The organism is Sphingomonas cannabina (genome assembly GCF_021391395.1).
Lineage (GTDB): Bacteria > Pseudomonadota > Alphaproteobacteria > Sphingomonadales > Sphingomonadaceae > Sphingomonas > Sphingomonas cannabina.
In genome coordinates this window covers 4,221,379-4,233,778 of record NZ_CP090059.1, presented here as the reverse complement: position 1 = coordinate 4,233,778, position 12,400 = coordinate 4,221,379, and the positions used below count along the sequence as shown (strand labels likewise).

The window sequence follows — 12,400 nt, the reverse complement described above, 5'->3', positions numbered from 1 at the left end:
GGATCAGGTCAGAAGTTCAACCGCACGCCCGCATAATAGCGGCGGCCGATCGGGTCCCAGATCGCGTTTGCGTTCGATGCCGGCGGGCCGGCGTAGATCGACGGCGGCTGGACATCGAAGAGGTTGTTCACGCCGACGTAGAACTCGAACCGGTCGATGCCCTTAAAGCGCAGCTGCGCGTCGGTGTAGATCTTCGAATCGATGGTGAAATACTTCTTGTCGGGTAGCGATCCGTCGGCCAGCCGGAAGGTCGTCTGGTAGTTCTCGTAATCGAACATCTGCGGTCCGACATAGTCGTTGCTGACGGTGAAGCCGAAATCGTCATTGTCCCACGACAGGCTGACGTTGGCGGTATCGCGCGGTGAGCCGATCTCGCCCATCGTATTGTCGTAAGGGTCGCCGGTCAGCGCGTTGAAGCCGTTCTTGAGCAGATGGGTCCAGCTGCCCGTCAGGCTCGCCTTGCCGCCCAGGACGTCGTGGCTGTAGCTCAGGGTGAAATCCAGGCCGCGCGTGAACGAGCCGCCGCTGTTGACCAGGCCGCGGACGATCTGCTCGACCGATCCGACGCTGAACGCGCCCGACGCCTGCGACCGCCGGGTGACGAACTGGCAGAAGTCGGCCAGGCCGTCGCGATAGCATTTGTTGAGCACGGTCGCCGCCGACAGGCGGTTGATCGCGCCTTCCAGCTTGATATCGAAATAGTCGGCGGTGAGCGTCAGGTTGCGCAGCGCATCGATCGATCGCGGATTGACGACGACGCCGAGCGTCAGCGTCTTGCCCGTTTCCTCGCGGATGTCCGGGTTGCTCGCGGTGATGCCGCCGACGCCCTGGGTGTCGGAGAAGGTCAGCGTGAACGACCCGTTCTGCCGGATATTGGCGAGCACGCCCGGATCGGCGCGGCAGTTCTCGGCGGTCGAGCCGGTCTGGGTCAGCGTCACGCCCTGGCACGGATCGGTGATGGTGATGATGCCTGCCGCCGACGCCGCGAACAGCTCGCCGATGTTCGGCGCGCGCACCGCGAGCGCATAGACGCCGCGGAAGCGGATGTCCGGGATCGGCGACCATTCGGCGCCGACGTTCCAGGCGTAGAAGGTGCCGACGGTCGAATAATCGGACATCCGGCCCGCGCCGCGCAGCGTCAGATTGTCGAAGAACGGCGTGTCCGACAGGATGGGCACGACGATCTCGCCGTAGAGTTCCTTGACGTTGAAGCTGCCATGGGTGTCGAGCAGCTGGACATAGCCGTTGCGCGCCGCGTTGGTCAGGGGATCGAAGTCCTCCTTGCTCGATTCCCGGCGATATTCCGCACCCACCGACACCTGCACCGGGCCGGCCGGCAGTTTGAACAGCGAGCCGGTGAGGTTGACCGCGGCGACCTGCATCTCCTGCTTGGATTCGCGGCTCATCTCGGTGCGCAGATAGTCGACCGCGGCCTGCGAGATCTTGCTCGTCCCGTCGGGGTTGAGGCCGTAGACGTCGATCGGCACGCAGCCCTGCGCCCGCGCGTTGGCGTTGACGCAGATCGCCTCGGTCGTGTTGCCGTCGCGGTCATAGTCGAAGGCGTCGGGGATGACCTGCAGCGCCTCGGCCAGGCGATAGAGGTCGGCGAGCCCGGTCATCCGCTGGTTCTGCTTGGTGAAGCCGTACTGGTAATAGGCGTCGAGGTTCCAGCTGCCGCCGAGGTCGATCTTCGCGCCGCCGGCGACGCGGAAATTGTCGCGCTCGGTCGGCGTGCTGCGCGTTCCCGGCGGGAACATGGTGGTGCGGATCAGGAAGCTCATGTCCTTGGAGTTGATCGCATCGTTGTTGTTGCGATTGTCGGCCGCGGCGAACACGGCGGCCGGGACCAGCGGGTTGTTGAGGATCACCGCCTGACCGGTGTTGGGATTGAGCACGCTGAACTGGATCGGATAATAGCCGCCCGTCCCGGTGAACGCACCCAAGGCGCTGTCGGTGCGCATCGGCGACGCCTCGCGGCGCCCGTTGGTGCGATAGTTCACATAGGTCGATTCGAAGAAGACGTTGACGTGGTCGGTCACGTCGTAGTTGAGCCGCGACGCGAGCGTGATCTGCTTCGACGGCGACGCGATCTGGCCGTACGGCGCGGCGTTGAAGCCGTCGAGCGCGACGTTGTAGCCGCGGAAGGTGCCGTCGGGCAGGATGATGCGGTTGCCGGAGCCGCCGAAGTTGAAGATGCCGCCCGGGCCGACGTTCGAGGGGGCATAGAGCCGCGTGAACAGGTTCTGCGCGGCGGTCAGGTTGGCGTCGTTGTTGCCGCCCACGCGCTGCGAATTGCCGAGGCTGGCGAAGGATGTGGCGGTCCGCTCGCGATCGGCGTTGTCGACCGCGCCTTCCTGGTTCCAGCCGGCATAGACCATCAGGTTGCCGCGGTCGCCGGCGAAGTTCTGGCCGAACGTCGCGTTGGCCGCGAACCGCCAGTCGTCGCCGTGCTCGGAAATGCCGGACTGGACGTTGAGGCGCAGCCCCTCGAACTTCTTCTTGTAGATGAAGTTGACGACGCCCGCGATGGCGTCCGACCCGTACACGGCCGAGGCGCCGCCGGTCAGCACGTCGACGCGCTCGATGAACGGCGCCGGGATCATCGACAGGTCGACCTGCGCGGTGCCGGGGATGCCGGCGACCGTGCGGCGGCCGTCGATCAGCACCAGCGTGCGGTCCGACCCCAGGTTGCGCAGGTTGACGGTCGCCAGGCCCGGATTGGTGTCGTTGCCGCCGGTGACGCGGCTCTGGCTCGGGACGCCGACCGCCGGGATCTGCTGGAGCACGTCCTGGACGTTGGTTGCGCCGGCGTTCTCGATCAGCTGGGCCGTCACCGCCTGCAGCGGCGAGGGTGAGGTGAGCGACGGGCTGGCGATGCGCGAGCCGGTGACGATGATGTCGCTGGCAGGCACCTGATCGCCGGCCGGTTCGGCCTGGGCCGGCTCCGCTGCCGGCGCGGTCTGGGCGTGGGCGATGCCGGCAAGGCAAAGCGCCGATACGGCGGCTCCGCTCGCGAGCAGGGTGCGCAAGGGCGCACGAGCACGGCCGAATGTCTTCATGGATTGAGACTCCCCTCTCCTTGGCCGTGCCCGACTGGATGCGGTGCTTGCGGCCTGACCTCCCTGCCGCCGTCGGCCGATCCGGGGTCTCCGGTCGTTCGATCTGCGGTCAGTCGGTTATATGGTATGCTGGTATAATGAGCAACAGAAATCTTATCTTATTATTATAAGATATATAAGGAAATTGAACGAAACCGTTGCATAGCGGCGACTCTTTAGATCATCATACCAGTAAGATTGGCGAATCGAACCCGGACGAGGGAGAGGGATGAGAAAGCGGCATCTGGTCGTCGCGATCCTGGCCGTGCTGTCGGTCATCACCTTCCTCGATCGGATGGTGATCGCGGTGACCGGTCCGGCGATCCAGCGCGACCTGGCGATCGATCCGGTGTCGTGGGGCTGGGTGCTGAGCGCCTATGCGCTCGCCTATTCGGCGTTCGAGATACCATCGGGCGCGCTCGGCGATCATCGCGGCTATCGGCGCGAGCTCACCCGGATCACCTTGTGGTGGTCGTTCTTCACGTTGGTCACCGCCTTCTGCCGCAACGTCTGGCAGATCGCGGGCGCGCGCTTCCTGTTCGGGGCGGGGGCGGCGGGCGCCTATCCCAACATCGCCGGCATCCTCTATCGCTGGCTGCCGGCGCGCGAGCGGGCGCGGGGGCAGGGCGTGATCTGGTCGGCGAGCCGGCTCGGCGGCGCGCTGGCGCCGCTGCTGCTGGTGCCGCTGATGGAGCTGGCCGGCTGGCGCACGGTGTTCGTGGTGATGGGGCTGGTCGGCTTCGTCTGGGTCGCGGCGTTCCGCCTGTGGTTCCGCGACCGGCCCGCCGACATGGCGGGGATCACGCCCGCCGAGCTGGCCGAGATCGGCGCGGATCGCGGCGGCCTGCATGACGGCACGCCGTGGCGGCAGCTGTTCGCGCTGCCGCAGCTCTGGCTGATCGCCCTCGCCTATTTCTTCTACTGCTTCGGCGTGTGGTTCTTCTTCAGCTGGTTCCCGACCTGGCTGATCAAGGCGCGCGGCTTCTCGACCGCCGAGATGGGGTTCTACGCCGCCATCCCCTTCATCCTCGGCGTGGTCAGCAACCTCATCGGCGGCGTGCTGTGCGACTGGCTGGAGGTGCGGCTGGGCATCCGGGTCGGCTATCGGCTGATCGCCTCGCTGTGCCTGCTGACCACCGCGGTGCTGCTCTACGCGATGACGCATGTCCATGATGCGACCGCCGTGATCGTGCTGGCCGGCGCGAGCTTCGCCGTCATGGACCTGATGCTGCCGAGCGCCTGGGCGATGTGCATGACGATCGGCGGACGGCACGGCGGCACCGCGACCGCGGTGATGAACACGCTCGGCAATTTCGGCGGCTTCGTCTGCGCGGTCGCGTTCGGCTATCTGGTCGAGGGCACCGGCGACTACGACCTGCCGGTGCGGGGCGTCGCGGCGATGGTGCTGGTCGCGGCCGGGTTGTTCGCGCTGATCGACTGCACGCGCGGTTTCGCCGAGCGTCCGGCGCTGTCGGCGGTCCCGCAATCGACTTGATCGCTGGCTATTTTGGGAAGAAGATCGTGGCCGTGACACCTCCGGACAACGAAACCATCGTCAGGCGCAAGCTTGCGGACGAAGTCTTCGACAGGCTGAAGGCGATGATCGTCAGCGGCGAGCGCGGTCCCGGCGAGAGCCTGCCGTCGGAGCGCGAGCTGATGACGCGCTTCGGCGTCGGCCGCCCTGCGATCCGGGAGGCGATGCAGGCGCTCGCCAATCTCGGGCTGGTGACGATCAGCCACGGCGAGCGCGCGCGGGTGCGCGAGATCACCGCGCAGGCGGCGATCCGTCAGATCGATACGGTGGCGCAGCTGCTGCTGTCGGCCTCGCCGGAATCGCTGGAGAATCTGAAGGAGGCGCGCAGCTTTTTCGAGCGCGGGATGGTGCGCAAGGCGGCCGAGCTGGCGAGCGGCGACGACGTCGCCGAGCTGCGCGAGATCGTCGAGCGGCAGCGATCGGTCGCGGGCGATGCGGCGGCGTTCGTGCGGGTCGACATGGGCTTCCACACCCGTATCGCCCGGATCACCGGCAACCCGATCTACAGCGCGGTGAGCGAAGGGATGCTGAGCTGGCTGCAGCAATACCACGCCCATATGCTGATCTGGCAGGGCCAGAGCGAGCGCACGCTGGCCGAGCATGGCGAGATCATCGATCGCATCGCGGCGCATGATCCCGAAGGGGCGGAGCAGGCGATGGTGCGGCATCTGGAACGCTCGAACCACCTCTATGCGCATACGAGGGACGTCGAGGCGTCCGGCTAGGCGACGGAGACGTTCGCCGTCTCATAGGCGCCGAGCGTGAGCCGGCGCGCGGTGCCGTCGATGCGGACCTCGCATGGTTCTGCGGTAAGGTTGGCGAGCAGGACCGCGCGGTCCGTGGCGACTGCCAGGACCCGGTCCGGGGCCGACGAGCGGCACGCCCGCCGCGGCGATCCGGCCAGCGCGGCAAGCTCCTTCACCGTCGCGAACACAGGGCGCGGGCCGTCATCGCCGAGCAGCCCGAACGGGCCGGTCAGCGCGCCGAGCGTCAGCGTGTCGAGCCCGGCTGCCTCGCTCGCCGCGACATAGCCGAGCGTCCAGGCGGCGGCGAAGCGGCCGTCCTGACGCGGGTCGGCCTGGGCCATCGGGATGCGGCGGCGATCGGGGTTGTCCATCGTCCGCGAGCCATAAGGGTTCTGGCGCATGCCGATCGTGCTCGGACCCAACCGATAGGGCTTGTCGCCGATGATCGCGCGGGCGGAGCGCACGATGTGAGGAATGGCCTCCAGCGTCTGCATGACGCTGCGGTCGTCGGCGGCGTGGACGATCGGGCAGGTGGCGTGTGTCACATAGTCGAGCGGCGCGAGCGGCGGGCGCTTGCGGTTGAGCTCGGTGAAATAGCCGAACATGCCGCCGCCGAGCGTGACGCCGGGAAAGGCGCGGCGGGCGGCGGCGTAGACCTGCTCCAGCGGCGGGCAGGCGGGCCATTCGCTGCCGGGCGGCGTCGATTGCAGGTCGGGAGCGGGGAAGATCGATATGGCATCGAGCTCGAGCCCGGCATCGCCGACAAGCTCCGCGATCGTGCCGAGCTCCGCGTCGAGATCGCCAGCAGCGGCGACGACGCATTCGAGCGTGATGCGGGCATCGACGATGCGGGCCTCCGCCAGTGCCTGCATCTCGGCGGCGCCATGTCCGGCGTGGGCTTCGAAGGTCAGCAGCAGGTCCTGCGGGGCGATCGACCGTAATGCCTCAGCTTCGGCGAGCGTGGCGGCGGCTTGAGCGGCGGTGACCACCAGGCCGATGCGCGGCATCGCACCGACCGGATTGTCGAGTGCGATCGTGACCGGGCCGCTCGCTTGCGCCGCCGGCGATAGCGATCCCTCGATGGCGATCGTCACCGACTGGCGATCGGCCGTGCCGGCGGGCACCATATAAGGCCAGGGCCGCGCGAGCGGACGAACGTAGGTCTTGTACGAGGCGTCGGACCAGTTGCGCTGGTCCTCCATCTCGAAGGTGTCGCCGTCGAGGCGGCAGGCGATCGTCGCGCCATCCTGGCGATGGATCAGCGCGCGGATATCGGTGAAGGGCTGCCACGGCTCGATCAGCGTCGGAAAGGCCGATCGTTCGATGCTGCCGTCGCCGTGCTCGACCGTCAGCGGGGCACCCGCGAGGCCGGCCGGGTGCAGCACGCAGAAGCCAAGGCGATTGGTGGTGAAGTCGTCCTGCGCCGCAGCCTCCACGGCGAATTCCAGGCTAGTGCCGGTGGCGTGGATCGTCGCCTGATAATCCAGCCTCGCGCCATCGGGGTCGCGCACCGACGCACGATAGGTGATGGTGATGCGGTCGCCATGTTCCGTCACCGCGAGATCGGTGATCGCGGGGCTCAGCGTGCCCCAGTCGCGGTCGCGCACGAGATACTGGATGCCGCGCAGCACTTCCGTCCCGCCGACGCGGATCGCGCGGACATTGCCGTTGACCAGCTCGAACGACAGTGGCCCGATTGCCAGCCGCAGCGGTGTCGGCTCGAGCTCGTCGGTGCCGTAGAGCTGCTCAGCGCGGGTCGACATCGATCGTGCGGCCCTCGGCGGCGCTGCGATAGGCGGCATCGACCAGCGCGAGCGTGCGAAGATTGTCGCGGCCTGAGGTGTCGGGCTCGCAGCCGGCGGCGAGGCATTCGACCCAGTGGCGCTGGATCGCGGCGACGCTCTCCTGGATGCCGTGCCATGGCCGTTCCGCCCAGGACAGCAGCGGCGGGGCGACGTCGTGCACCTCAAGCGAATCGCGGTCCTCGATGGTGAGACGGTAGTTCGCCTCCAGCTTCAGCCGACCGCGGTCGCCGTCGACCTCGATCAGCGTCTGCGGGAACAGCTCGTCATGGATCGGCGTCGCGTAGCTGCAGTCGACGATGCTGGTGGCACCGCCCGCATGGCCGAGCATGATCGTCGCGACGTCCTCGCCGCGGATCGCCGGGTTGACGCGCTGGATGCGGCAGGCGAGCGTGGCCGCTTCGCCCATCACGAAGCGGGCGACGTCGAGGATGTGGATGCCGAGGTCCTCGATGATGAAGCGCTCGCCCTCGGCGAGGTACGGCTGGGCGGCATAGACGTCGAAGCCCGAGCGGAAGGCGAAGCGCGCGAAGAAGGGGGTGCCGATGCGTCCCTCGTCGATCACGGTGCGCAGGGCTCGGATCGGCGCCTGCCAGCGGAAGTTCTCGTGCACCATCATCGGCACGCCCGCGGCGGCGCAGGCGGCGACCATCGCCTCGGCGTCGGCGTAGGTGGCGGCGAGCGGCTTCTGGCAGATCACCGGCAGGCGATGGCGGGCGGCGAGCTCGACCAGCGCGCGGTGGCTGGGCGGTGTCGTGGCGATGTCGACGAAGTCGAGTTTCTCAGCCGCGAGCATTTCCGCCGCATCGATGTAGCGCCGGACGATGCCGAACTGGTCGCCGGTGACGGCGAGGCGCGTGGCGTCGGTATCGCAGATCGCGACGATCTCGACGCCCTCCAGGTCGCGCCATGCGTGGAGCTGGTTGGCGGCGAAGAAGCCGCAGCCGATGAGCGCGCCCCGCAGCATCACGCCATCGCCGCCGCGCGCCGGATCGCGACGCGATGCTGGAGCCGCGCCTGGGCGCCGTCGAGCAGCACTGCGGCGATGATGACGAGGCCCTTGATCACCATCTGCCAGAAGGCGCTCACCCCCATCATCACCATGCCGTCGCCGAGCACGCCGATCACCGCCGCGCCGACCAAGGTGCCGACGATGGTCCCACGCCCGCCGCTCATCGAGGCGCCGCCGAGCACCGCCGCGGCGATGGCGTTGAGCTCGAAGGTTTCGCCGGTGGCTGGGTGCGCCGCCTGCAGCTCGGAGGCGATGATCAGGCCGACCACCGCCGCGCAGAAGCCGGAGACCATGTAGGTGACGACCAGCACGCGGTTCACGCGGATGCCCGAAAGCGCTGCGGCATGGGCGTTGCCGCCGACCGCATAGACCTGCCGCCCGAGCGGCGTGCGCATCGCGACATAGGCGGCGATCGCGGCGATCACCGCCAGGATCCACACCGACACCGGCAGGCCGACTAGATAGCCGCCGCCGATCACCGGGAACCCTTCGGTGCCGTAATAGGGATCGCCGACGAGGTCGGGAAAGGTCCGCCCGTCCGACGACAGCAGCGCGGCGCCGCGCACGACGTAGAGCGTGCCGAGCGTGGCGATGAACGGCGCGACCTTGAGCCGTGCGACCAGCAGGCCGTTGACGAACCCGATCGCGAGGCCGAGCGCGAGCACGATCAGGATGATCTCGAAGAGGTTGAACCGCACCAGCATGTCGCCGCCGACGGGCACCCCGTTCAGCATCAGGAACCCCGCGACCATGCCGGCGAGCCCCGCCACCGATCCTACCGACAGGTCGATGCCGCCGGCGACGATCACATAGGTGAGACCGATCGCCAGGATCGCGTTCAGCGCGACATGCTTCAGCATCAGCACCATGTTGGCGCTGCTGAGGAAATTGGGCGCGGCGGCGGAGAAGACGGCGAGCACGACGACCAGCGCGATCACCGTCCTCAGCCGCATCAGCACAAGCAGCGTGTCGCCTCCCATCGTTCCCCCTTCAGGCCGCCTCGGCACGCGGATTGGCCGCGGCGGTGATGCCGTCATGATCGGCCGCGTCGCACGGCAGGTCGAGCGCGATCATCCCCTCGCGCATCACCAGGACGCGGTCGGCGAGCGCGGTCAGCTCGTCGAGCTCGGACGTCGCGAACAGCACGCCCAGCCCTTCGTCGGCGAGGCGGCGGATCAGCCGGTACTGCTCGGCCTTGGCGCCGACGTCGACGCCGCGCGTGGGCTCGTCGAGCAGCAGCACCCTCGGCCGGGTGAGCAGCGCCTTGCCGATCACCACCTTCTGCTGGTTGCCGCCCGACAGGGTGGTGACCAGCGTATCGGGGCCAGCCGCCTTGATGGCGAGATCGCCGGTCGAGGAATTCACCGCTTCGGCCTCGCGCGCGGGATCGAGATGGAACAGGCGGGTGAAGCGCCTCAGGCTGGCCAGCGTCAGGTTGCGCGCGACCGAGAAGCTGTGGACGAAGCCGGCGTGGCGGCGGTCCTCCGGTACCAGTGCGACGCCGGCGGCCATGCGTCCGGCGACGTCGCGGCCGGTCACGTCGCTGCCGGCGATCTCGATCCGTCCGGTCGCGTCGCGGCGACAGCCCATGATCGATTCGAGCAGCTCGGTGCGGCCGGCGCCGAGCAGGCCGTAGATGCCGACGATCTCGCCCGCGCGCACCGTCAGCGAGACATGGTCGACGGTGAAGCCGCCGCGCTCGCGGGGCAGGACGAGGTCGGTGACGCGCAGCACCTCCGCGCCCGGCTCGCCGCGCGAGGACTCGGCGCGGGCGGGGGCGTCGCGGCCGATCATCTGGCGGACGATCCACGGCACGTCGACGTCGCGCATCTCGGCGGTGGCGACGAGGCGGCCGTCGCGCAGGACGGTGACGTGGTCGCCGATCCGCTTCAGCTCCTCGAGCCGGTGCGAGATGTAGACGATCGCGACGCCGCGTGCCTTCAGCTCGGCGATCACCCCGAACAAGGTCTCCGCCTCAGCCGCGCTCAACGCCGAGGTCGGCTCGTCGAGGATCAGCACCCGCGCGTCCTGCGCCAGCGCGCGGGCGATCTCGACGATCTGCTGCTGGCCGATGGTGAGCGTGGAGACCAGCGCGCGCGGATCGAGCGGATGGCCGAGCCGGGCCAGCACCTCGCGGGTGCGCTCGATCTCGGAGCCCTGGTCGATGTCGATGCCCATCCGGCAGCGCTCGCGGCCGATGAAGACGTTCTCGGCGATGCTGAGGTTGGCGAATAGACTCAGTTCTTGGAACACCATGCATACGCCCTGCCGCGCGGCCGCGGCGGGGTTGGCGAAGCTCACCTCCGCGCCGTCGAGCAGCAGCCGGCCGGCGCTCGGCGCCTCGACCCCGGCGATGATCTTCATCAGCGTCGACTTGCCCGCGCCGTTCTCGCCGATCAGCACGTTGACCGCACCGGCATGGACGTCGAAGTCTACCGCATCGAGCGCCTGCACGCCGGGATAGAGCTTCGACACACGCTCGGCGCGGAGGCGCGGGGCAGTCATGCGGCGGGCCGGATCGCGGCGGGGGTGACGAAGGCGGGACGGTCGTCACCGGGCACATAGGCGCCGATCACCTCGACGCGCGCGCCGGACGTCAGGCCCTTCGCCGCGGCGCGCACCCGGCCGACAATGCGGTCATTGATGGCGCGGGCGTAGCGGGCATACTCGATCTGGCTGTCGAAGTCGTTGAACGTACGCGTGCCGAGCGCGTCGCGCAGCGCGGTGCCGCGCACCACCGGGCCGAGCTGGACGATCGCGTCGGCGCTGCCGTCGCCATCCGTGTCGATGGCGAGCGAGCGGGCGCGTTCGCCGCCGGTCGCCAGAAGCACGCGGCCGGTGAGGCGCACCGCGAGCGCCGCATCGCCGGTGCGGCCCGGCTGGAACGCTGCCGCCTTGCCGGCGATTGCAGTGGGAAGATCGCGCGCCGCCTCGTCGGCCATGCCGTCGATATCGGCGACCTCGGCGCTCGCGGCATGGCGCGCGGCCTCCTCGCGCGTCTCGAGCCGGCAGCCGGCGAGCAGCGCCAGCGCGATCATCCAGGCCGCCCGCGTCATGCGCGCATGTCGAAGTTGCTGAGCCGCCGGGCGTTGCCCGGCACGATCAGGATGCAGTCGATCAGCTGCTTCTCGGGCGCGCCGGTCTTGCCGGTGCGCAGATAGGCGTCGGCCTGCTCGACCGCCATCCGCGCCTGGCGCGAGGCGGGCTGGAGCACGGTCGCGCGGATGCCTCCCGCCAGGATCGACTGCTTCACGTCGTCGCTGCCGTCGAAGCCGACCACGATCACGTCGGTGCGTCCCGCCGCCTTGAGCGCCGCCCAGGCGCCCATCGCCATGGTGTCGTTGCCCGCGATCACCCCTTTGATCTGCGGATTGGCCTGCAGCATCGATTCCATCTTGGCATAGGCCTCGGTCTGGCTCCAGTTGGCCGACTGGCGCGCGACCAGCTCGAGATCGGGATATTGGTCGACGATCGCGTGGAACCCCTCGGACCGGATCGTCGCGTTGGTGTCCGCCTCGCGCCCGACCAGCTCGGCGTAGGCGCCCCTCTCGCCCATCGCCGCGACGAACGCCTCGGCGCCGATCTGCGCGCCCTGATAGTTGTTCGAGACGATCTGCGAGACCGCGACGCCGCGCACGTTCAATTCGCGGTCGATCAGGAAGGAGGGCACGCCCGCCGCCTTGGCGCGGCGCACCGCGGCCACCGTGGCGGCGGCGCCGGCATTGTCGAGGATGATCGCCTTCGCCCCGCGCGCGATCGCCGTGTCGATCATCTCGGACTGTTTGCTGGCGTCGTCGTCGTGGACGAGCATCAGCGGCTCGTAGCCGAGCGCCACCGCGCGGTCGCGCGCCGCCTCCGCCTGGGCGCGGAAGAAGGGGTTGTCGTAGGGCGGCGTGATGATCGCGATGATGCCGTGCCCGGCGCCGGCAGTGGGCGAGCAGCCCGCGACCAGCGTCGCTGCTCCCAACATGCCCAGAACCGTGCGCCTTGCGATCATCTGCCTCTCCCGATCCCGCTCCTCTTTTCCGGGAGCCTTAGAGCCGGTCGACCTTTGAGGTTGTAGGTCTTCCGTAGCCCGCTTCCCGACCGTCACCCCGGACTTGTTCCGGGGTCCACTTCGCCTCGCCGTCTGCGCTCAAAACCTCTTGTCCAGTCCTTGCCTCCCGGTGGACCCCGGAACAAGTCCGGGGTGACGGGGAGGAGGGTTG

Annotated in this window: 9 protein-coding genes; 2 read left to right on the top strand and 7 right to left on the bottom strand. The window is 68.7% G+C overall.

Features of this window, described 5'->3' with window-relative positions:
- Positions 1 to 8 precede the first annotated feature (8 nt).
- A complete protein-coding gene (locus tag LZK98_RS19790; protein ID WP_233784223.1) occupies positions 9 to 3,059 on the bottom strand; it encodes a TonB-dependent receptor plug domain-containing protein in 3,051 nt (1,016 codons plus the stop codon).
- Between the two features lie 268 nt (positions 3,060 to 3,327).
- Between LZK98_RS19790 and LZK98_RS19785 the strand changes: the two genes are divergently transcribed.
- Complete coding sequence (locus tag LZK98_RS19785; RefSeq protein ID WP_233784222.1) at positions 3,328 to 4,593, top strand: MFS transporter; 1,266 nt, start codon at positions 3,328 to 3,330, stop codon at positions 4,591 to 4,593.
- Between the two features lie 26 nt (positions 4,594 to 4,619).
- Positions 4,620 to 5,357 carry a transcriptional regulator NanR gene (locus LZK98_RS19780; RefSeq protein ID WP_233784221.1) on the top strand — a complete coding sequence of 246 codons (738 nt, stop codon included), beginning with the start codon at positions 4,620 to 4,622 and terminating at the stop codon, positions 5,355 to 5,357.
- Here the strand turns inward: LZK98_RS19780 and apnL are convergent.
- The 6 genes from apnL to LZK98_RS19750 are packed head-to-tail and all read right to left on the bottom strand — an operon-like array spanning position 5,354 to position 12,189.
- On the bottom strand, positions 5,354 to 7,141 hold the full coding sequence (apnL, locus tag LZK98_RS19775) for a D-apionate lactonase (RefSeq protein WP_233784220.1): 1,788 nt from the start codon (positions 7,139 to 7,141) through the stop codon (positions 5,354 to 5,356). The genes LZK98_RS19780 and apnL overlap by 4 nt on opposite strands.
- Positions 7,125 to 8,147 carry a Gfo/Idh/MocA family protein gene (locus LZK98_RS19770; RefSeq protein WP_233786649.1) on the bottom strand — a complete coding sequence of 341 codons (1,023 nt, stop codon included), beginning with the start codon at positions 8,145 to 8,147 and terminating at the stop codon, positions 7,125 to 7,127. Before LZK98_RS19770 ends, apnL begins: the two co-directional genes overlap by 17 nt.
- Positions 8,147 to 9,172 (bottom strand): ABC transporter permease, encoded by a 1,026-nt coding sequence (locus LZK98_RS19765; protein ID WP_233784219.1) that lies wholly within the window; start codon positions 9,170 to 9,172, stop codon positions 8,147 to 8,149. The genes LZK98_RS19770 and LZK98_RS19765 overlap by 1 nt, the downstream gene beginning before the upstream one ends.
- Before the next feature lie 10 nt (positions 9,173 to 9,182).
- The gene (locus LZK98_RS19760; protein WP_233784218.1) at positions 9,183 to 10,697 is read right to left on the bottom strand and encodes a sugar ABC transporter ATP-binding protein; all 1,515 of its coding nucleotides are present in this window, start codon (positions 10,695 to 10,697) and stop codon (positions 9,183 to 9,185) included.
- Complete coding sequence (locus LZK98_RS19755; protein WP_233784217.1) at positions 10,694 to 11,248, bottom strand: DUF2291 family protein; 555 nt, start codon at positions 11,246 to 11,248, stop codon at positions 10,694 to 10,696. Before LZK98_RS19755 ends, LZK98_RS19760 begins: the two co-directional genes overlap by 4 nt.
- Positions 11,245 to 12,189: a D-ribose ABC transporter substrate-binding protein gene (locus tag LZK98_RS19750; protein WP_233784216.1), complete on the bottom strand. Its 945-nt coding sequence runs from the start codon at positions 12,187 to 12,189 to the stop codon at positions 11,245 to 11,247. Before LZK98_RS19750 ends, LZK98_RS19755 begins: the two co-directional genes overlap by 4 nt.
- Between the last annotated feature and the right edge of the window lie 211 nt (positions 12,190 to 12,400).